Annotated in this window: 16 protein-coding genes; 6 read left to right on the forward strand and 10 right to left on the reverse strand. The window is 58.5% G+C overall.

Translation table 11 applies throughout. From position 1 onward, the window contains the following. Positions 1–93: 93 nt before the first annotated feature. Both aspS and HEP89_RS24445 read right to left on the reverse strand, forming a co-directional pair. Positions 94–1,875 (reverse strand): aspartate--tRNA ligase, encoded by a 1,782-nt coding sequence (gene aspS, locus HEP89_RS24440; protein WP_077290080.1) that lies wholly within the window; start codon positions 1,873–1,875, stop codon positions 94–96. Positions 1,876–2,038: 163 nt separating this feature from the next. Continuing rightward, positions 2,039–2,665, reverse strand: a complete 627-nt coding sequence (locus HEP89_RS24445) for a ParA family protein (RefSeq protein WP_077293086.1) — start codon at positions 2,663–2,665, stop codon at positions 2,039–2,041. Positions 2,666–2,811: 146 nt separating this feature from the next. Between HEP89_RS24445 and rnd the strand changes: the two genes are divergently transcribed. Next, complete coding sequence (gene rnd / locus HEP89_RS24450) at positions 2,812–3,996, forward strand: ribonuclease D (RefSeq protein ID WP_023004024.1); 1,185 nt, start codon at positions 2,812–2,814, stop codon at positions 3,994–3,996. Positions 3,997–4,043: 47 nt separating this feature from the next. Here rnd and HEP89_RS24455 read toward each other — a convergent pair whose 3' ends face one another. From HEP89_RS24455 to HEP89_RS24470, 4 genes are all read right to left on the reverse strand, one after another. Beyond that, on the reverse strand, positions 4,044–5,564 hold the full coding sequence (locus HEP89_RS24455) for a Ppx/GppA phosphatase family protein (protein ID WP_077290081.1): 1,521 nt from the start codon (positions 5,562–5,564) through the stop codon (positions 4,044–4,046). A 1-nt stretch (position 5,565) separates the two neighbouring features. After that, entirely contained in the window at positions 5,566–7,788 is a 2,223-nt protein-coding gene (locus HEP89_RS24460; protein ID WP_031270745.1) for an RNA degradosome polyphosphate kinase, read from the reverse strand. A gap of 133 nt (positions 7,789–7,921) precedes the next feature. After that, positions 7,922–8,602: a DnaA/Hda family protein gene (locus HEP89_RS24465; RefSeq protein WP_168693256.1), complete on the reverse strand. Its 681-nt coding sequence runs from the start codon at positions 8,600–8,602 to the stop codon at positions 7,922–7,924. A 3-nt stretch (positions 8,603–8,605) separates the two neighbouring features. Next, on the reverse strand, positions 8,606–9,703 hold the full coding sequence (locus HEP89_RS24470) for an AI-2E family transporter (RefSeq protein ID WP_023004020.1): 1,098 nt from the start codon (positions 9,701–9,703) through the stop codon (positions 8,606–8,608). A 428-nt stretch (positions 9,704–10,131) separates the two neighbouring features. On the opposite strand from HEP89_RS24470, the gene purM reads away from it, so the two are divergent. Both purM and purN read left to right on the forward strand, forming a co-directional pair. After that, positions 10,132–11,208 (forward strand): phosphoribosylformylglycinamidine cyclo-ligase, encoded by a 1,077-nt coding sequence (purM, locus tag HEP89_RS24475; protein ID WP_055653699.1) that lies wholly within the window; start codon positions 10,132–10,134, stop codon positions 11,206–11,208. Further along, on the forward strand, positions 11,205–11,852 hold the full coding sequence (gene purN, locus HEP89_RS24480) for a phosphoribosylglycinamide formyltransferase (RefSeq protein ID WP_023004018.1): 648 nt from the start codon (positions 11,205–11,207) through the stop codon (positions 11,850–11,852). The genes purM and purN overlap by 4 nt, the downstream gene beginning before the upstream one ends. An 86-nt stretch (positions 11,853–11,938) precedes the next feature. On the opposite strand, the gene HEP89_RS24485 is transcribed toward purN, so the two are convergent. Then, on the reverse strand, positions 11,939–13,435 hold the full coding sequence (locus HEP89_RS24485; protein WP_168693257.1) for a phage tail sheath C-terminal domain-containing protein: 1,497 nt from the start codon (positions 13,433–13,435) through the stop codon (positions 11,939–11,941). Between the two features lie 219 nt (positions 13,436–13,654). On the opposite strand from HEP89_RS24485, the gene HEP89_RS24490 reads away from it, so the two are divergent. Continuing rightward, positions 13,655–15,271, forward strand: coding sequence for a Na/Pi symporter (locus HEP89_RS24490; protein WP_168693258.1), 1,617 nt, complete (start codon positions 13,655–13,657; stop codon positions 15,269–15,271). 31 nt (positions 15,272–15,302) lie between these two features. Here HEP89_RS24490 and HEP89_RS24495 read toward each other — a convergent pair whose 3' ends face one another. Genes HEP89_RS24495 through HEP89_RS24505 form a run of 3 tightly spaced genes read right to left on the reverse strand, consistent with a single transcriptional unit; the run spans position 15,303 to position 18,200 of the window. Further along, complete coding sequence (locus HEP89_RS24495; RefSeq protein WP_168693259.1) at positions 15,303–16,061, reverse strand: ABC transporter ATP-binding protein; 759 nt, start codon at positions 16,059–16,061, stop codon at positions 15,303–15,305. Next, positions 16,055–17,119: an iron ABC transporter permease gene (locus tag HEP89_RS24500; RefSeq protein WP_168693260.1), complete on the reverse strand. Its 1,065-nt coding sequence runs from the start codon at positions 17,117–17,119 to the stop codon at positions 16,055–16,057. The genes HEP89_RS24495 and HEP89_RS24500 overlap by 7 nt, the downstream gene beginning before the upstream one ends. 1 nt (position 17,120) lies before the next feature. Continuing rightward, a complete protein-coding gene (locus HEP89_RS24505; RefSeq protein WP_209014845.1) occupies positions 17,121–18,200 on the reverse strand; it encodes an ABC transporter substrate-binding protein in 1,080 nt (359 codons plus the stop codon). 187 nt (positions 18,201–18,387) lie between these two features. Between HEP89_RS24505 and HEP89_RS24510 the strand changes: the two genes are divergently transcribed. Continuing rightward, entirely contained in the window at positions 18,388–19,185 is a 798-nt protein-coding gene (locus HEP89_RS24510; protein ID WP_075281578.1) for a class I SAM-dependent methyltransferase, read from the forward strand. Positions 19,186–19,462: 277 nt separating this feature from the next. Next, positions 19,463–20,449 (forward strand): FecR family protein, encoded by a 987-nt coding sequence (locus HEP89_RS24515; RefSeq protein ID WP_168693261.1) that lies wholly within the window; start codon positions 19,463–19,465, stop codon positions 20,447–20,449. Positions 20,450–20,472 lie beyond the last annotated feature (23 nt).

Here is a 20,472-nt window from a genome sequence, read left to right on the forward strand (position 1 = left end):
AAGCTTAGCATGACTGAGGCCGGCTAGGCCGGCCTCAAGCCTCTGTTGCAGAGGGTTATCCCTATTTAACGGTTACCCGCAAGTAGGTTGTTATCAGGCGTCCGGCAAGTTCAGACGCAAATGCAGATCGCGAAGCTGAGCCGATGTCGCTTCGCTCGGTGCGCCCATCATCAGGTCTTCCGCCTTCTGGTTCATCGGGAAGAGCATGACTTCACGGATGTTGGCTTCATCAGCCATCAGCATGACCATGCGGTCGATGCCGGCCGCGCAGCCGCCGTGCGGAGGAGCGCCATACTGGAATGCATTGACCATGCCGCCGAAGCGCTTGTCGACTTCCTCAGCCGGATAGCCGGCAATTTCGAAAGCCTTGTACATGATCTCCGGCTTGTGGTTCCGGATCGCGCCGGAAACCAGCTCGTGACCGTTGCAGGCCAGATCGTACTGATAACCGCGAACCTCCAGAGGATCGCCTTCCAAAGCTTCCATTCCGCCCTGAGGCATGGAGAACGGGTTGTGTTCGAAATCGATCTCGCCGGTTTCCTCGTCGCGCTCGTAGATCGGGAAATCCACGATCCAGGCAAATTCGAACCGGTCCTTGTCGGTATGGCCGAGCTCTTCGCCGATGATGACACGGGCCTTGCCTGCGACCGGCTCGAACTGCTTCGGCTTGCCGCCGAGGAAGAAGGCCGCATCACCGACGTCGAGACCCAGCTGGGTGCGGATCGCTTCGGTGCGTTCCGGACCAATGTTCTTGGCCAGCGGACCGGCAGCTTCCATGGAACCGTCTTCAGCCTTGCGCCAGAAGATGTAGCCCATACCCGGCAGGCCCTGCTCCTGGGCGAACTTGTTCATGCGGTCGCAGAACTTGCGGCTTCCGCCCTTCGGTGCCGGGATAGCGCGGATCTCGGTGCCCGGCTGCTCCAGTAGCTTGGCAAAGATTGCAAAACCGGATCCTGCAAAATGCTCGGAGACGATTTCCATCTTGATCGGGTTTCTGAGGTCCGGCTTGTCGGTGCCGTACCAGAGCGCTGAATCCTTGTAGGAAATCTGCGGCCAGTTGCGGTTGACCGGACGGCCGTTGCCGAAACGCTCGAAGCAGCCTGCAATCACTGGCTCGATGGTATCGAACACGTCCTGCTGGGTGACGAAGGACATTTCCATGTCGAGCTGGTAGAAGTCGGTCGGTGAACGATCGGCACGCGGGTCTTCATCGCGGAAACACGGCGCGATCTGGAAGTACTTGTCGAAGCCGGAGACCATCAGCAGCTGCTTGAACTGCTGCGGTGCCTGCGGCAGGGCGTAGAACTTGCCGGGGTGCAGACGAGAGGGAACCAGGAAGTCACGCGCGCCCTCAGGGGAGGAGGCCGTGATGATCGGCGTCTGGAATTCGTTGAAGCCGATGTTCCACATGCGGTCACGCAGATCGCGCACCACATTGGAGCGCAGGATCATGTTCTGGTGCAGCTTCTCGCGGCGCAGATCCAGGAAACGGTACTTCAGACGAACTTCTTCCGGATAGTCCAGATCACCGAAGACCGGCAGCGGCAGTTCCTTCGCCGCACCCAGGATTTCCATCTCGCGGATGAAGACTTCAATGTCACCGGTCGGAAGTTCGGCGTTGATGGTTTCGTCGGTGCGCTTCTTCACGTTGCCGTCGATGCGGATACACCATTCGGAGCGCACGGATTCGGCCAGTTTGAAGGCCGCAGAGTCGGGGTCGACCACGCATTGTGTGACACCGTAATGATCGCGCAGATCGATGAACAGCACCCCGCCATGATCGCGGACCCTGTGGACCCAGCCGGAAAGACGGATAGTCTGGCCTTCGTCGGACAGACGGAGGTCACCGCATGTGTGACTACGGTAGGGGTGCATTCTAATTCCTCGACATTTTTCTTGGCATAGAAAATCGTTACGGCCCGCTGGAGGCAGGCCGAGTCCGGCTGCACAATCCATGTTGCGGGACGAAAGTCAAGGGAAAGGCTTGCGGTAGGCTTGCCTCTCCCCTTTTGAACGCGAAACGGTTCGGGAATTTCTCTCAGGCGTCGACTGCTTGCAACAGTGGATGCCACTGGCCGCGGATCTCGTGGGAACTGGCATCGGAATAGTCGAAAACGCCAGACCCGGCTGCGGCATGGCGGGCATATATCACCCGATCAGAAATCCGGGCAAGCAGCGGATAGCCCTTCTTGGCGAGCAACTGCTCGAGATCGGCAACCTGGTTTGACCGACGATCGATCCGGTTTGCAACCACGTGAATATCGGCCTTGCCCTTGCGCACGCGCTTTATATCGGAAATGCCGTCGAGAAACTTCAAGGTGGCGTCCCAGTCGAAGGCGGACGCAAGCACCGGAACGATGATATCGGACGACTCTGCGATCAGGTTCTTGGCCAGCTCCGATCGAAGCCCGCCGGGTCCGTCGATGACAATAGCGTCCAGATGCTTGTCCTTGTCACCGATAGCGTCCTCCTTGCTCCAGTTGAGACCTTCGATCTGCGCCAGGTCCTTTGGGCGGCGCTTGACCCAGGAAAGGCTCGACTTCTGCCGGTCCGCATCGGCAAGGGCAACATCTTCGCCACGGGCGGCGAGCGCAACGGCAAGATTCGTGGCGAGGGTCGTCTTGCCGCAACCGCCCTTTGAATTCACCACCAGTATCTTGCGCATTTCCACTCCCCTGTGTGTTCTTTTGCGGACGCTCGCCTAAGCTTCAACATAGGCGCACAAAATGCGCCTTTTCAAGAGCTTCGAGCGCGAAAATTACCATTTCGTGGCGACAAAGCGGCAGAACTCGGGTATAGCTGTCCGTCACCATGCATGTGATTACAAAAACAAAAGATCTCGCCGCTGCGTGCCAGCGTCTTGCCGCTCATGATTACGTGACTGTCGACACGGAGTTTCTCCGTGAGACAACCTTTTGGCCCAAGCTCTGCGTCATCCAGATGGCAGGGCCTGACATGGCCTTCATCGTCGATGCCCTGTCCGAAGGGCTGGACCTTGAGCCCTTTTTCGAGCTTATGCGCGACGGCAATGTGACAAAAGTTTTTCACGCTGCCCGCCAGGACATTGAAATCATCTATCATCTGGGAGAACTTATCCCAGCCCCGCTGTTCGACACTCAAGTCGCGGCCATGGTTTGCGGCTTTGGTGATTCCATTTCCTACGACCAGCTTGTCTACAAGGTGACCGGTGCCCGGATCGACAAGTCGTCCCGCTTCACCGACTGGGCCCGCAGGCCGCTGACGGCAAAGCAACTGGATTATGCGCTGGCGGACGTCACGCATCTGCGCGACGCCTATCAGTTCCTGAAAGCGAATCTCGCCGAACAGGACCGCAGCCACTGGGTTCAGGACGAAATGCAGGTGCTGACATCCATCAACACCTACCGTACGGATCCCGAACAGGCCTGGAAACGGCTGAAGCTTCGAGTGCGCAAGCCGGTTGAACTGGCCGTGATGATGGAAGTTGCAGCCTGGCGCGAACGGGAAGCGCAATCACGCGACGTTCCGCGCAGCCGCGTCATCAAGGACGATGCCATCTACGAACTCGCAGCTCAGCAGCCCCAGGACGCAGAATCGCTCGCGCGCCTCAGGACCATTCCGCGCGGCTTCGAGCGTTCAAAGTCCGCAGACGAGATCCTGAAAGCCGTCAGACGGGCCGTTTCGCTTCCCAAGAACGAAATGCCGAAACTGCCGAAAGGTCGACAGGCACCGGACGGTTCAGCGGCCGCTGTCGATCTCTTGAAGGTTCTTCTGAAACTTGTCAGCGAAGCACATGGCGTTGCTGCCAAGGTCATAGCCACGGTGGATGATCTTGAAAAGATCGCTGCGGATGATGCTGCCGATGTGGCAGCCATGAAGGGCTGGCGGCGCGAGCTTTTCGGCGAAACCGCGCTCAAGCTGAAGCGCGGTGAAGTCGCCCTCGCCTTCCAGGATCGTCAGATCGTCGCGATTGATCAGCCGCGGCAGGCGAACGTTGAATCGGAAGCGGCAGAGTAAACTCTGCCGCCTGCCTTCTCAGTCTCAGTTCCGCAGCACCCCAGAAATTAGCCGGCGTTTACAGCAACATCGACATCGATGACCTTGCTGAGCTGGTTCGCACGCTTGCGCAGACGTTCACCGTCGAGATCGGCAAGGTCCTTGCCGAGATCCAGTGACAACCCTGTTTCCGATTTGGTGATGCCGACCTTCGGCAACATGCCGGCAATGGAAGCACTCAAAAGAGACGCCACCCGCATGGTCGCGCCAAGAACCTTGGCACGGATGCGCAGACGGTCGGTAAACAGCTCCCGGATGACCGGCGAAAGATCGCCCTCGCGCAGACCCTGGTGGCGATAGAAAACGGCTGCTGCAAGATAAGCGCGACTGGCATGATCCAGCCCGACGAAAGATGCGTTCGAAATGATATTGAGGCTCTGCTCGCCGCGATAGTCGGGATGGGCGCGCCAGCCGATGTCGGAGAGAAGACACGCCGCGTGGCGAAGCCGTGTCTCGTTGGCGGTTTCCTCGATGCCAAGTTCCTTGAACAGCTTGTCCGTCCAGACAATCAGCTCTTCCGCGTGCGCAGGTGAGCGCGCACGCAGCGTGCACAGTTCACGCGCGGCTTCAATTACCGGGTCATGAGCCTGCATTTCCAAAGGCAGCTTTTCATGGAGCAGGCCTTCACGAACACCGGTTGCGGAAAAGACCAGGCGCTCCGCCTTCATCGACGTCAGCACCTGTTCCAGCACGACTGCACCGATCGGCACCAGAGGACGGCGCTGTTTGGAAACGATCTCCGCCAGTTCCACCCCTTCAAGGTTCGGAATGGCGATACGCTTGCAGAAGGCAATCGCCTCTTCCGCACTGATTTCATAATTGTGCATCACGTGCAGCGGGTAATTGTTCTGCATCAGATGCAGACGGCCCAGCGAACGCCACGTGCCGCCAACGGCATAGAATGTGCGTTCACCGGGAGCCAGGTCAGGCCACTGAAAATCCTTGAGAGCCGCTTCGGTGATCTTCTGTGCCTTGGCGATCTTGCCTTCGGCCTCTTCCGAAAGCCGCAGCCCGCCAAGGGGGAACGTCGCTCCCGTGCCGGGCTTGTTGTCGGCAATTTCCACCAGCTCCAGACTGCCGCCACCCATGTCGCCGACAATGCCGCGCGGCTGCCAGAATCCCGCAATCACACCAAGAGCGGAATAATAGGCCTCTTCATTGCCATCGAGGATGCGAACCGGTGCCTCCAGAAACCGTTCGACCTCACGCACGAAATCAGGCCCGTTTTCCGCATCGCGCGCCGCAGCCGTCGCCACGATGTAGATGTCCTGGCAGCCGGTATGCTTGATCAGGGTCTTGAATCGGGTCAGTTCACCGAGAGCCAGGCTGACGGAATCGTCTGCCAGACGGCCGGTCGCCGCAATGCCCTTGCCAAGCCCTGCCAGCAGCTTTTCGTTGAACAGCATGGTCGGCGTGCGGGCCTTGCGCTCGTAAATCACGAGGCGCACGGAGTTGGAGCCGATGTCCACGACTGCGACAGGTCCGGACCCGTTGAGCCGGCCACGTGCCGGATGAAACTCAGCAGTCATGCTAACCTCGTTTTTGCCGTTCCAGGAACGGCCTCGGCCGATCGCTCTTCAATGATTTGCCTCTGCCGGAAAGCGAGGGGTTCGTCATGAAATACTGATGTGCATTGAAGGGTTCCTCATTGGCGTTCGGAACGATGCGCTCATGGCTGCCGTCCGACAGAATGCGCCAGCTTTGCTGGTTGTCCTTCAGGTTGGCCACCATGATCTGGTCCAGAACCTGTTCGTGCACGGTCGGTGTCTTGAGCGGTGCCAGGACCTCGACCCGCCGGTCGATGTTACGCGGCATCAGATCGGCTGAGCCGATATAAACGTGTGCCTCGGGAGACGGCAGCCCCTGGCCGTTGCCAAAGCAGTAGATGCGAGAATGCTCCAGGAAACGTCCGACAATGGATTTCACCCGAATGTTGTCGGACAGACCCGGAATCCCCGGACGCAGGCAGCAAATGCCGCGAATGATCAGATCGATCTGAACACCTGCCTGGCTTGCGCGGTAAAGGGCATCGATGATCGCCGGATCCACGAGGGAATTCATCTTCCACCAGATCTGCGCGGGACGGCCTGCGCGGGCGTGCTCGATCTCGTTCTCGGTCATTTCCAGCATGCGCTGACGCAGGTTGACCGGAGACACCATGAGGTTGTTCAATTCCGCCGGTTGAGCGTAACCGGTGATGAAGTTGAACACCCGGGCAGCATCCTCGGCAATGCCGGGATCATCAGTGAAGAAGGAAAGATCCTCGTATATCCGCGCCGTGATCGGGTGATAGTTTCCTGTCCCGATGTGGCAATAGGTCTTGAGCTGACCGTGCTCGCGCTTGATGACCATGGAGAGCTTGGAGTGCGTTTTCAGCTCGATGAAGCCGAAGACAACCTGCACCCCTGCCCGCTCCAGATCGCGCGCCCACTTGATATTCGCTTCCTCGTCGAACCTTGCCTTGAGCTCCACCAGTGCGGTAACGGATTTGCCGGCTTCGGCCGCCTCAGCCAAAGCCTTCACGATGGGGCTGTCGTTGGAGGTACGATAGAGCGTCTGCTTGATCGCCACCACATCCGGATCACGCGCGGCCTGCCGCAGATACTGAACCACCACGTCGAAGGATTCATACGGGTGGTGGACGATGATGTCCTTCTGGTGGATCGCCGCCAGACAGTCGCCGCCGTGTTCGCGAATGCGCTCCGGAAAACGGGCGGTATAGGGCTGGAACTTCAGGTCTGGCCGCTCGAGGTCTACGATCTGGGACAAGTTGTTGAGCGCAAGCAACCCGTTTGCAAGGAAGATCTCGCTTTGCCCGACATGCAGCGCTTCGCCCACGAACTCACGCAGCGCCGGTGGTGTGGTTTCCTGGATTTCCAGACGGATCACCGAGCCCCGGCGGCGGCGGCGCAAAGCGCTCTCGAACAGACGAACGAGGTCTTCGGCTTCTTCTTCGATTTCAAGATCGCTGTCACGAATGACACGGAACGCCCCCTTGCCCCGGATCTCGTAGCCTGGAAACAAGCGCCCGATGAAGAGGCTGACGACTTTCTCGATTGCGATGAACCGGGCAGCGCCATCTTCGCCGTTTGGCAACTGAACGAAGCGGTCAACCTGGCTCGGAATTCTGAGCAGAGCAATCATGCCGCGCCCACCGGAAGTTGGCGCCAGTTCAAAGACGATGGAAAAGCCAAGGTTCGGAATGAACGGGAACGGATGCGCCGGATCGATGGCAAGCGGCGTCAGCACCGGGAAGACATAAGCAAGGAAATAGTCTTGCAGCCAGGCCTTGTCCGCCTGGTCAAGCGTGTCGCCCTGCGGGATCTCGATACCCTTGTCGGCAATCTCGCGGCGCAGCTCCACCCAGATCTTTTGCTGAGACGCCTGGAGATCACGCACTGCTTCGCTGATCTTCTGAAGCTGCTCGGTCGGCGTCAGGCCGTCGTCAGACAGATTGGTAACGTCCGCCCGTTGCTGGCCACGCAGGCCGGCCACGCGCACCATGAAAAATTCGTCGAGATTGTTGGCGGAGATCGACAGGAACCGAACGCGCTCAAGCAGCGGATGGTTCGGGTTCATGGCTTCTTCCAGAACCCGGAGATTGAACTGGAGCCAGGACAGCTCCCGGTTCATGAACCTGGCCGGAGATGTAGCCAGCTCACCTTCCGGTGTCAGTTCCGGCACGGTTCCCTTTGCATCGGAAGCAACGGTGGAGGCAGGCAGAATGTCCGAAAGATCAGGGGCTTCGTTCATGGCATCATCCCTTGTTCCGCGCAGCTTCTGCTTCAATCCGGCAAAACCGGGCACGCCCATTCTGCCTCAACGCCGCCGTGACTAACATGAACTTCTGAGCGGGCAAATGACAGTCCTGTGGCAGCATCGGCGATTATTGGCCTTTATGCACATTTTCCAAGACCCGCCCGGCAAGTGGTTTCGTGATCTTCACCCGCCCGGCAAGAGCCTCCTGATCGATCGCCTCCACGGCGCGCATGGCGACCTCGAGCGAACGTTCCATTCGCACCACAAGATAGTCGACGACACCTTGATCGACCGCAATCTGCCGGTCGGCAAACAACTTCACCAGAACACGGCGAAGGAGATCATCGTCCGGCTCCAGAATTTCGACAGGAGTAGCCGCCCGCAGGCGGGACTGCAGATCGGGAAGGGAAATTTTCCAGCTGGCAGGCCAGGTGCGGCTGGTGATGAGCACCGTCTTGCCCGCCTGGCGCGCTGCGTTGAGAAGGTGGAACAGGGCCGTGTTGTCGATGCCCAGGTGCGCATCCTCGATCACGGCAGCGGGTGCGGCAACGAGGGTTTCCACGGACTGCGGATCGAGCTTGGAAGCAGCCAGAACAGCAGCGCCGGTCTCATCCTGAAAAGCCTGGACCAGATGGGTTTTTCCCGCGCCGACGGGGCCTGCAAGGACAACGACCGGAGAAGGCCAATCCGGCCAGCGTTCCAGCAAATCGAACGCAGCCCGGTTGGAGCCTCCAACCAGATAGTCGTCACGGCTCAAGGCCGCTTCATGCGGCAATTCCAAAGGCAACTGGCGCGGTGTTTCCACCATTTTCTACTCTGATACCTGTTCTTCTTGCCCCGATACGGGATGATCGGTTCCCCGATAGACCGGGCTTGCGAGATACTGCTTCAGGGCAAAGCGTGCAAGCACGCCGATCATCGCGGCGGCGGGAACCGCAATCAGCATCCCCACAAATCCAAAGAGATATCCAAAGGCAAACAAGGCAAACATAAGCGTAACAGGATGCAGGCCCGTGCTTTCGCCAACAAGTTTGGGCTGCAGGATATTGCCCTCCAGAAACTGACCGACGCCAAAGATCGCGGCAACTGCGATAATCCAGGGCCATTCCGGCCAGAATTGGACAAGCGCCACACCGATGGACAGGACAAGCCCCAACCCGGCCCCGACGAAGGGAATGAAACTGACGAGTCCAGCCACCATTCCGATCAGGAGACCGAAGTTCAGCCCGATCAGCGCCAGAGAAACAGCGTAAAACGATCCCAGGATAAGACAGACCGACACCTGCCCGCGCACGAAACCGGCAACAGCCTGATCCATTTCCTTTGCAAGGCCGCGGATTTCTGCCAGATGATCACGCGGCAGCCAGCTGTCGATACGCGCGACCATGCGGTCCCAGTCGAGCAAAAGATAGAATGCAACGACCGGCGTAATGACGAAGAGCGACAGGATCGACAGCAACGCCTGACCGCCGCTCCAGAGCGACTGGGCCAGCTTGCCGACGAAAGAAGCCCCCTGCCCGATGAGATTGGACATGGAGGACTGGAGGTCTTCAGCATTGATGCCCGCAACGGACGCCAGATCGGCCGGAAAGTTATCCGACAGCAATGCCTGCAGCTTGCGGATCAGCTCCGGGAACTTTTCCAGGAAAAGGGCAAGCTGATTGCCCAACAGTGGCAGAAGCAGGATGAAGAACATCACGAGGATGAGGACGAAGGCGAACAGGATTGTCAGCGTCGCCCACATCCGCCCCATGCCCAGCTTTTCCAGCCTGTCGCAAACCGGATCCAGCAGATAGGCCACCGCCATGCCGGCAACGAAAGGGAGAAGCACGCTGGAGAAGACATACAGAAACAGGCAAAGAACAACGAGGGAAATCAGCCAGAACTGGACCTGACGGCGAAGGGTCATGTATGGCGCTCCTCGGTTGTGCCGGTGCGTAGGAATGGCTTTCTTCCGGACATGGAATTAAACCCCGCCTCCGGTCAAGTCCAGAAGAAGTCGGCTTTTCGCGGCATTGGTCCATCAAGGAGCCACTTCTGCCTCATGAGGCAAAGCCTATGACCACGTTTTCAAACAGGCCAGCAAGACCGATTTCCGGCAACAGGCTGTCTGCAGCACTCTTGCGCTGAAGGTTGATCCAGATGCTCCATGACCTCTTTTTTCGCCGGCAATACACTTTGAGCCATTCAAATTGGCCTGGTTTTGAAGAAAAATGCGGAAGTTGGCCTGCCATCTGTTCTTAAGCCCTGCGCAGAACCGCTCGCCTCTTGTGTTCCTTGGCGGCAGACTGTAATCCGCACTGGCACAGCCAACCGCACGCAGTCTCGGAGTGCCCCATGAGCGAATCCTCTGGTCCCAACGGCCTGACCTATGCCGATGCTGGTGTCGATATCGACGCCGGAAACGAACTGGTGAACCGCATCAAGCCGCTGGTCAAGGCAACTTCCCGCCCCGGGGCCGACAGCGATATCGGCGGTTTCGGTGGTCTTTTTGACCTGAAGGGCGCAGGGTTTCAGGATCCGATCCTTGTTGCCGCCAATGACGGCGTCGGTACCAAGTTGAAGATTGCGATTGAAACCGGCCAGCACCGCACTGTGGGCATCGACCTTGTTGCGATGTGTGTCAACGATCTGGTGGTCCAGGGCGCTGAACCGCTGTTCTTCCTCGACTATTTCGCGACCGGCGCGCTGGATGTGACCACTGCAACGGATGTGGTTGCCGGCATTGCAGACGGCTGCAAGATGGCAGGCGCCGCGCTGATCGGCGGCGAGACAGCTGAAATGCCGGGCATGTATGTGGAAGGCGACTACGACCTGGCAGGCTTCTCCGTCGGTGCCGTGGAACGCGGCGGGATCTTGCCGCGCCCGGACGTTGCCGCTGGTGATGTGCTGCTTGCTCTGGCCTCCTCCGGCGTTCATTCCAACGGCTATTCCATGGTGCGCAAGATCATCGAACTGTCCGGCATGAACTGGTCGGACGCGGCACCGTTTGCAGCCGGCAAGACACTGGGCGAAGCCTTGATGGAACCGACCAGGATTTACGTCAAACCACTGCTGGCCGCACTGAAGGAAACCTCCGGCATCAAGGCCCTTGCCCACATCACCGGTGGTGGCCTGCCGGAAAACCTGCCGCGCGTTCTGCCGAAGAATTGCTCCGCTCGCATCGATCTTGGCCAGATCAGCGTCCCGCCGGTGTTCGGCTGGCTCGCGAAATCGGGCGGCGTTGCCGAGAAGGAAATGCTGCGCACGTTCAACTGCGGCACCGGGATGGTGATTGTCGTGTCTGCGGATCAGGCCGATGCGGTTGCCGACGTCCTGCGCAATGCCGGTGAAACGGTCAGCAAGATCGGCGTCATCGAAGCTGAAGGCGCTGCACCGGTGCTGTTTGACGGCAGCCTGGACCTTGGCGCATGAGCCGCAAGAAGACTGCCATCCTGATCTCAGGACGCGGCTCCAACATGGGCGCGCTGATTTCCGCGGCAATGTCTCCCGACTATCCCGCCGAAATCACGCTTGTCCTGTCCAACCGGCCTGACGCCAAGGGACTGGAACGGGCCGCTGAGCTGGGCATTGCAACGGCAGTTGTCGACCACAAGGACCATGCAGGTGATCGGGAAGCGTTCGAAAAATCGGTAGATGCCGTTTTGAAGGACCACAAGATCGACCTGGTCGCCCTTGCCGGTTTCATGCGTATTCTGACGCCCTATCTGGTCAATGCCTGGGCGGGCAGGATGATCAACATCCATCCGGCTCTCCTGCCCTCTTTCAAAGGCCTTGCCACACATGAGCGGGCCTTGCAGGAAGGTGTCAAGTTGCATGGTGCCACCGTGCATTATGTGTCTGCTGAAATGGACGATGGTCCGATCATCATGCAGGGAGCCGTACCGGTTCTGGACAATGACACCCCTGACACGTTGGCTGCCCGTGTGCTGGACGTTGAACACCAGATCTACCCCAAGGCTCTTTCCATGGTTGCCAGCGGCAAGGCCAAGGTGTCGGGAGCACGGGTAACCGGCAGCGGCAACAGCAACGAGACGGAAACGCTCATCTGGCCGTAGGCCGGAGGGCTTTCCCCGCTTGCAGCAAAACGATCGCAGATTTTTCAGACCGATCCTGACGCGCCTAACGGATCGGCTTCCTCTGGCTAGCCTTTCCGGACCTTCTGCTGGAACGACAGGACAATGAATTCCGCCGGCCGCAAGAGCGAAACCTTCACCACGACGTTCATGCAACCGGCCTGAACATCGGCGCCCGTCATCGTCGTCCCAAGGCCGACTTCGACACCGTAGGCATCTTCTGACGAAGCGCCCACGAGAGCCCCTTGTTTCCATAGCCCGTTCAGGAAATTTTCGATCACCGATTTCACCATAAGCCAGGTCGGAGCGGTGTTTGGCGCAAAGACAAAAGGATCCAGCGCCGCCTTGATCGATTGTTCCAGCATGATCGCGGTTCGGCGGATATTCACATAGCGCCATTCCGAGCTGTTACCGTCCAGCGTGCGTGCTCCCCACACCACATTACCTCGCTCGGGAAACGACCGGATCGCGTTCACGGCTTTTCCGTCCAACGGAGTGTTCAGGTCTTCCTGCTCCGCATCGGAAATGGATACGCAAGGCGACACGACTGAATTGAGGCTGAGATTTGCCGGCGCTTTCCAGACACCATCCTGAGCGTCTGTCGCTGCATATGCACCTGCCAACGCGCCTGACGGAGGCATGACACTTACTGCTTTTACAGCTTGCGAGAGAAGCTCGTTGTAGCGCTTTGAAAGACCCCGCATGATCTTGTGAGTAGTGCATTTCTCCTCTTCGGAGATGTCGTCGCCCTCAAGTGATTTCACAGCCTTATCGAAAGCGGCTTTCCGGGCCTCATTGGCCTGAATGGCAGTCTCCTGGCCAACATGTTCGAAGAAGGCCTTGCGCGTACCAGCCGAAACATTTTCAAAGGTCATCGACCCCGCAACGAAGTGAGACGTATTCAACCAGGGATAATAGGCGGCAGCAAAGCTCATATCTTCCGCTGCGAGCAAGGTTCGCAGGCCGCTTTTTCCCGAGATCACGTCATTCTCGTCCAAAGTTCGCGCCCTGTTCCCATCGAACACGTCGACAATGGCGAAACGGTTTTGCAAGTCTGTACAATGGGCAAGGCATCTATTGCTGACGGTCTTGTAATCTTCTTCTGACAACAACACCGCGTCGGGTATCACGATAACCGACGGCTCCTGCAGCTTGGCGAGCTCTCGCCAGACAGGTTCACCGAAATCCTCCACGGACTTGGTAAGAACGAACTCTCCCGCGCCGTAACATCCAACCGACAGGATCCAGCAAGCACTTCCTCCATTTTCGAAGAAAAGTCCCATGGCCGCATGCAAATTGAAGCGGCTTGCTTCCTCCAGGTCCAGAGCCGGCTTGCCATCCTGCAGGCTGAAGTCGAAACGAAACATGGGCCCAACGCCGAAACGGGCCTCGAATTCCGACATCGAGGAGATCCGCACCGGAATGCCGGTCACATCCTTGCCATCCACAATTGCTGTTTCCGTGTAACCGACAAAGACCGCAACGCTCGTCGGGACCTGCACGACGGTGTTTGGGAAGGAGTTCAGCTCGGTGACATAAACACCCGGGGCCTCATACTTCTTCATTGCTCTCTTCCTCGTAGCGCGTCATCCGGCAGAAGCTTGATAAGCCTGACAGGTTCAAGCTCCCACAGTCGTGCCGGCGAGCAAAGGACTTTCTGCCTCAAGTTGCAGATGCTCCATGAAGCACCCTTCGCTTCAATCTGACGCTCAAGGATCGCAAATGCGAAGCCGATAGTATCTTGACTGATTGTGGGCGCTTAACCTGTCGGATAACGTGCCTGCATGTTTTTGAGTTTCATGTCCGCGCTTGGTGGCGTCGGGTTGTTTCTGATCGGTATGCTGCTACTGACCGACGGGCTGAAAGCCCTGGCGGCACAGCGCATGCGCGACGTGTTGTCCAGGTTTACCTCAACACCCTTGTCGGGCGCCGTGACGGGTGCTCTCACCACCGCGGTCATACAGTCATCCAGCGCAACCACAGTTGCTGCTGTCGGCTTTGTCGCTTCCGGCCTCCTCACCTTTCCCCAGGCGCTCGGCGTCATCTTCGGTGCCAACGTCGGCACGACCCTGACAGGGTGGCTGGTTGCGGTTCTCGGCTTCAAGCTGGATCTTGGCCAGATCGCCCTGCCCTTCGTGTTTTTTGGCGCGATTGCGCGGCTTGCATTCCGTGGCCGGATCGCGCTCGCAGGCCAGGCGCTCGCGGGCTTTTGCCTGATCTTTATCGGCATCGAACACATGAAAGACGGTCTGGACGCCTTCAGCGGCGTGGTAACCCCGACCGACTTTCCGCCGGACACACTCTTCGGCCGGCTGCAGCTGGTGTTGATCGGCATGCTGATCACCGTCGTGACACAGTCCTCCAGCGCAGGCGTTGCAACGGCGCTGGCTGCGCTTGGCGCCGGTGCCATCAACTTTCCGCAAGCAGCGGCGCTGGTAATCGGCATGGACGTCGGAACCACATTCACGGCAGCTTTGGCGACCATCGGCGGTGGCACCATGGCCCGACGTACGGGCTATGCGCATGTGATCTACAACGTCATGACCGGTGTCATGGCGTTTTTCCTTCTAGGGCCGTTTCAGCTTGTGGCCGGGGCGTTGACGGGAAACGGCGACAGCCAGATTGCGCTTGTCGCATTTCACAGTTTCTTCAATGCGCTCGGCGTCGTCTTGGTGCTTCCACTTGCGCGGCCCTTCGCAAGGCTGATCGAACATCTCGTTCCCGAAAAAGGCTCCGATCTGACCAGCCGTCTGGATCCGCTCGTGTTGCGGGACCCGCACGCAGCCGCGTCCCTGGCGAGGCAGACCGTTGCACATCTGGAAACCTTGATCATCGAACGCCTGCGCAGTCGGTTGGGCGCAAAGTCATCTGCTTATGAAGAACTGGATCGGGAGGACCTGGCCAAGGCCATCGCAGAAACACGGACATATCTGGACAAGATCATCGTTCCGCCGAACGACATGGCCTTTCAGGAGGAACTGAAAGGCCTTTTTCACATTCTCGACCATTTGAGCCGCCTTCTCTACCGCTGCGACCAGCGGCAGAGGATCGACGAGCTGTCCTTAGATCACCGGCTCAAACGCCTGGCGGGCCTGCTTCTCGGCGTCACGGACATTTCCACCAAACAGAAGGACGCCAAGACACAGGAGAAGACGCTGGACCGGTTGCGGCTGCTGATGCGCCGACAACGCCGCCTCAATCGTGACCGGCTGATTGCAATGGCCGCTGCCGATGCAGTCCCGGCGGAAACAGTCTGGCTGAAACTGGATGCCCTGCGCTGGCTGCACAGGGTTTCCTATCACCTGTGGCGGATCCGGTTGCACCAGAATGTGCTTCTGGATGCGAACCGGGATCTCGCCTCGACCGTCGAAGAAGCCCGCATAGACGTCGACCAGGATTAATCGGCGTTGGCCATCGTCCGATCACGCGCCGTCAGGCAGCGGACCGATCGATGATGACGTGATTTTCGCCGCGCGAACAGGCCTCCACGCGTGCCTCCACACGGTAGATGTCACGCAGCATTGATGACGTGATGACATCTTCGGACGGGCCGGCGGCAACGAGACGCCCGTCGGCAATCACCATGGTGTTCCGACAGAACCGCAGGGCATGATTTAGATCGTGCAAGGCAATCAGAACCAGGGTGCCCTGGCGGCGTGCCAGATCGCGCATGAAGTTCAGAACCTCGACCTGCCGGTAGAGATCCAGCGCGGAGGTCGGTTCGTCCATCATCAAAACTTCCGGACGGCGTACCAGTGCCTGCGCGATCGAAACCAGCTGACGCTGACCGCCGGAGAGTTCGCCAAGGTTCCGGAACGCCAGGCTATCGATCTGAAGCGCCTTCAGGATCTGGTCGATTTCGACGAGTTCCGAGTCCTTTACACGCCAGCCCTCACCCTGTTTGGCAGCCAGCAGAACGGATTCATAAACCGTCAGGACGGCATTGGCGTGGGTATCCTGGGGCATGTAGCGAATGGCATCCCGGGGTGCTGCGCGGTTGCCGGCAAGCACGACATCGCCGGGGCCTTTCAATAGACCGGAGATGCGCTTGAACAAGGTCGATTTGCCTGCTGCGTTAGGACCGATCACCGCCGTCAGTTCACCGCCGGAGAAGACCGGCGTCGAGACCCCATCGACCGCGAGAGTGGAGCCATAGCGTGCGCCAACCCCTTTCAGCTGCAACGTTACCATGACTGCCTCCGGTCGGCGAAAATGAGCGCGAAGAAGAATGGAACCCCGACAAGCGCGGTGATGACGCCGATGGGCAGGATCGCCCCCGGAAGAATGATCTTGGAAACGACCGAAGTTGCCGACAACATCAAGGAACCGCACAAGATGGCCGCAGGCAGGAAGAAACGCTGGTCTTCTCCGACCAGCATCCGGGCAATGTGCGGTCCGACAAGCCCGACGAACCCGATCGTCCCGACAAAGGACACGGGGATCGCCGCCAGCAGGCTGACGCCGAGCAGCGTTTTCAGCCGAAGCGACCTGATGTTAACGCCGAAACTCGCCGCCTTGACGTCGCCGAGCCGAAGGGCTGTCAGAGCCCAGGAATGCCGCGCGAAGAACGGAACGCAGACAACAAGAATGATGAAGGTCGCCAGAACCTTGCCCCATGTCGCCTTGGTCAGCGACCCCATGGTCCAGAAGACGACCGCAGCCAGCGCCTGTTCGGAAGCAAGATATTCCAGCAGCGACAGCAGGGCGTTGAACGTGAACACCAACGCGATCCCCAGAAGAACGATGGTCTGAACAGTCACGCCCCGTACCGTGGACAGCAGATAGATGAACAGCGAAGCCGCCATGGCCATCAGGAAGGCATTGATCGGGACCATGTATTGCACTGCGGCCGGAAAGATCGCGACGCCGGCGACAAGCCCCAGGGCCGCGCCAAAGCTGGCAGCAGCGGAGATGCCTAGCGTGAAGGGGCTGGCCAGCGGATTGGCAAGGATCGTCTGCATCTGCGCACCCGCAAGGGACAGGCAGGCCCCAACGGTGATCGCCATCAACGCGATCGGCATGCGAATGTCCCATAGGACGACGCGTGTCTGCAGATCGGCGCCGGACGGATTAACCAGGGCGGAAAGCACTTCCGACAGCGGATAGCGGGCCGGTCCGAGGGCCAGATCCAAAGAAAAGCTGAACGCCAGAGCGACGATCAGCCCGCAAATAACCAGAATGCGCTTGAACGCAAGGGCGCGGTAAAGACCGCGCCCCTCCTCAGCCGGAATGATTTCCGAAACCGCCATCTTATTTACTCGAGTTCAGCGAAACGAAGTAGCCTGGCCGGTAGTCGATCGGCAGGAAGCGGTCGTGCAATTCCTGGAAAGTCGCTTCCGGGTCAAGGTCAGCAAAGAGCTCCGGATGCAGCCATTTGGCGATCTGCTGAACAGCGACGAACTGGTAAGGACTGTTGTAGAACTGGTGCCAGATGGCATGGACATTGTTGTCCCGGACCGCCTTGACGCCAGTAAAGCCCGGACGTTCCATCAGGCCCGCCAGCTTGTCTGCAGATACTTCCGGATCCGCGCCGGCGCCGACACCAACCCAATTCCCTCCGGGAACATACAGCTCCCAGTTTGCACCGGTCACGATGATCTGGTCCGGATCGGACGCGATGATCTGCTCCGGGTTGACGGTGCCGAAGGTGCCGGGAATGATCTCGGCAGCCATGTTGATGCCACCGGCCATTTCAACCATCTTGCCGAAATTCTCGTTGCCGAACGACATGCAGCAATCATCGGAATAGCCGCCTGCACGCTCCACGAACACAACGGGTTTGGCGAGGTCTGACTGTGCCGCCAGCTTGTCAGTCACCTTGGCGATCTCGGATGCCCGGAATTCGATGAATTCCTCGGCCTTGTCTTCCTTGCCGTAGAGCTTGCCGATCAGGCGCATGGACGACTCGGTGTTTTCCATCGGCTTTTCGCGGAAGTCGACATAGACAACCGGGATGCCGACCTTGCCGAGTTTCTCGATGTAGCCGCCTTCTTCGGTGGCAACCTTGGCGTCGAGGTTCAGGATGATCACGTCAGGCTGGAGTGCAACGGCCTGCTCGACATCGAAAGTGCCGTTCTTCATGCCGCCGAAAGTCGGCAGATCGGCCATTTCCGGGTACTTCTCGAGATACTGATGGTACCCGTCGTTGTCCGCCTTCTCGAAATCGTCTCGCCAGCCGACGACACGTTTGAAGGGGTCTTCACCATCCAGCGCGGCGGTGAAATAGATCTGGCGCCCCTCGCCCAGGATGACCTTTTCCACCGGCACTTCGACCTCGACCTCACGGCCGGTAATATCCGTGACCGTTACCACGTCGCCGGCAAGTGCCATTGCCGGAAGAAAAGTAGCCGTTACCAGCAAAGATGCTGCCAAGCTTCTGATTTTGCTCACATCCGCCTCGATTTTTTATTGAGGTTATAAGTTGAGTTTTAAATTCTTGTTTTTCGTATTTTTCCTGAGTATATGAGTCAAGAATTATCTTTTGGAATGGTTCCAAGCAACCGGAGCAATACGCCTGATGAGCGACGCAGACACACTCTCGAATTTCGATCTGCGTGAAGAAATCAAGGAATACTGGGGCAAGCGGGCCGAGACCTTCGACACCCAGCCGGGCCACGAGATTTTTTCCGACGAAGAGCACACCGCCTGGATAAGGCTGTTCGAAAAGCATCTGGGCCCGGGCGGCTCCAGACGCGTTCTTGACCTTGCTTCCGGAACCGGCGTTATCTCGCACCTGCTCGACGACCTAGGCTTTGAGGTGACCGGCATGGACTGGGCGGAACCCATGCTTGCCAAGGCCCGAGAAAAGGCAATGAAACGCGGGCGCACGATCCGCTTTCTGCTTGGCGATGCCGAACGCACGATGGAAGCGTCCGAAAGCTACGATGCCATAACGTGCCGGCACCTTGTCTGGACCCTGGTCGATCCTGCGGCCGCCTTTGCGGAATGGCACCGGGTGCTGAAACCGGGAGGACAGCTGCTCGTCGTCGACGGAGACTTTGTCAATCCTGGCTGGTTCGCAAAGTTGCTTGCAACGTTTTCAAAAACTCGTGCTCGCTTTGGATTGCTCGCGCAACCGGACGCAAAACCGGCAGACATGATGGAAACACATCGCAGCATCCTGTCCCGCGTTCATTTCTCGAGGGGAGCAAGGGCAGAAGCAGTCGTGGAACTATTGCGACAGGCCGGCTTCACTCAAATCGTTGTCGATACGGACTTGAAAGCCGTTCACCGGGCACAACGGCGTCACCTGCCTTTCTTCAAGGGTCTGGAAAGGGCAACGCAGCACCGCTACGCAATCTGTGCCAGGAAATGAACCACCCGACCTGGGTTGCCGATTTGAATACCAAACCAACTATTCTTGACATGATGAAAGAATTATTACCTTCAGCACAGCAGAAGAAATAAAATCAACTCAAAAAATCTAAGCCAAACTATTTAAACTTACAATTGCAAGAATAAATTGAACCTTTATTCTTCACCCTACGTTAAGCCGGTATCGATAAGAGTGCATGACAACACAACTATCGAGTATTGCCGATGCACGCCGGCCACGCTGTTTACTGCCTTCCTTTTAACAGCCTTCCGGCTTTGTGCAGGACGCTGAAAACTCGTGCCGCAGTGTTCTGCTGGCTCTGCTGCTTATTCCCCTGTCTGCAGGACTGACAAAAGCTTATGCAGCCGAATGGGTGATCACACGGATTTCCGGAACGGTTTATCTGCTCGCACCAGGCATTCAGGCGCACCGGGCCCGCAAGGGGATGGCACTTCACAAGGGCCATACCATTGCGACGCGAAAAGGCGCACGCGCCGTGCTTCAACGAGGCAACGACAGCATCACGGTCGGCCCGAATACGGAATTTGCGCTGTCGCAATATCGCAGCAACGACAGCCAGACCACGCTGCTTCAACGCAAGGGAACGATCGATGTCGATGTCGAGACCCGCGGCAGACCGTTTTTCAGGGTTGAAACGCCTTATCTTGCAGCCGTCGTCAAGGGAACCCGCTTTTCGGTAACCGTAACCGGCAACGAAAGTCAGGTTTCGGTTCAGCGCGGCGTCGTTGGTGTTCAGGATCTCGCATCCGGGCAGCAAAGCGACCTGCGTGCAGGCCAAAGCGTCCAAAACGCACCGGGGAAGTTCAACGGTCTCAAATCCGTAGGCAAGAGCCGCGCCGCCATCCAGCAGGGTACACCTGGCAAGCCCAGCTTCGGCGATACCCCGGCAAGCCTGTCACCTGCGGGCTCAAAAGCTCGGAACATCACCACCGGCGGGCGTGACAATGCCGCTAGCGGTAGCGGCAACGCAAATGCCTCCTCCGGCAACTCAGGCAATCGCGGGTCGAGTGGCAACGCCAATGAGAATTCAAGTGGGAACTCGGGCGGGAACTCAGGCGCAAATTCTGGCGGAAACTCTGGCACAAATTCCAGTGGAAACTCTGGTGGTAACGCCGGCTCAGGTTCTGGTAACTCCGGTTCCGCAGGCGCATCAAACAGCGGCGGGGCCAGCGCAGGCGCATCCGCCGGAAACGGTGGAGCAAACGCAAATGCCGCTGGCGCCGGAGCTTCTGCCGGACGCTAACCTTCTCTCACTTCTTCCGGGTT

The organism is Labrenzia sp. 5N (assembly GCF_012395805.1).
GTDB classification, from domain to species: domain Bacteria; phylum Pseudomonadota; class Alphaproteobacteria; order Rhizobiales; family Stappiaceae; genus Roseibium; species Roseibium algicola.

What these genes read in the sequence shown, in the direction of transcription:
- aspS (WP_077290080.1), bottom strand. Translation starts at nt 1,875, where the DNA reads ATGCACCCCTACCGTAGTCACACATGCGGTGACCTCCGTCTGTCCGAC.
- HEP89_RS24445 (WP_077293086.1), bottom strand. Translation starts at nt 2,665, where the DNA reads ATGCGCAAGATACTGGTGGTGAATTCAAAGGGCGGTTGCGGCAAGACG.
- rnd (WP_023004024.1), top strand. Translation starts at nt 2,812, where the DNA reads ATGCATGTGATTACAAAAACAAAAGATCTCGCCGCTGCGTGCCAGCGT.
- HEP89_RS24455 (WP_077290081.1), bottom strand. Translation starts at nt 5,564, where the DNA reads ATGACTGCTGAGTTTCATCCGGCACGTGGCCGGCTCAACGGGTCCGGA.
- HEP89_RS24460 (WP_031270745.1), bottom strand. Translation starts at nt 7,788, where the DNA reads ATGAACGAAGCCCCTGATCTTTCGGACATTCTGCCTGCCTCCACCGTT.
- HEP89_RS24465 (WP_168693256.1), bottom strand. Translation starts at nt 8,602, where the DNA reads ATGGTGGAAACACCGCGCCAGTTGCCTTTGGAATTGCCGCATGAAGCG.
- HEP89_RS24470 (WP_023004020.1), bottom strand. Translation starts at nt 9,703, where the DNA reads ATGACCCTTCGCCGTCAGGTCCAGTTCTGGCTGATTTCCCTCGTTGTT.
- purM (WP_055653699.1), top strand. Translation starts at nt 10,132, where the DNA reads ATGAGCGAATCCTCTGGTCCCAACGGCCTGACCTATGCCGATGCTGGT.
- purN (WP_023004018.1), top strand. Translation starts at nt 11,205, where the DNA reads ATGAGCCGCAAGAAGACTGCCATCCTGATCTCAGGACGCGGCTCCAAC.
- HEP89_RS24485 (WP_168693257.1), bottom strand. Translation starts at nt 13,435, where the DNA reads ATGAAGAAGTATGAGGCCCCGGGTGTTTATGTCACCGAGCTGAACTCC.
- HEP89_RS24490 (WP_168693258.1), top strand. Translation starts at nt 13,655, where the DNA reads ATGTTTTTGAGTTTCATGTCCGCGCTTGGTGGCGTCGGGTTGTTTCTG.
- HEP89_RS24495 (WP_168693259.1), bottom strand. Translation starts at nt 16,061, where the DNA reads ATGGTAACGTTGCAGCTGAAAGGGGTTGGCGCACGCTATGGCTCCACT.
- HEP89_RS24500 (WP_168693260.1), bottom strand. Translation starts at nt 17,119, where the DNA reads ATGGCGGTTTCGGAAATCATTCCGGCTGAGGAGGGGCGCGGTCTTTAC.
- HEP89_RS24505 (WP_209014845.1), bottom strand. Translation starts at nt 18,200, where the DNA reads ATGGCACTTGCCGGCGACGTGGTAACGGTCACGGATATTACCGGCCGT.
- HEP89_RS24510 (WP_075281578.1), top strand. Translation starts at nt 18,388, where the DNA reads ATGAGCGACGCAGACACACTCTCGAATTTCGATCTGCGTGAAGAAATC.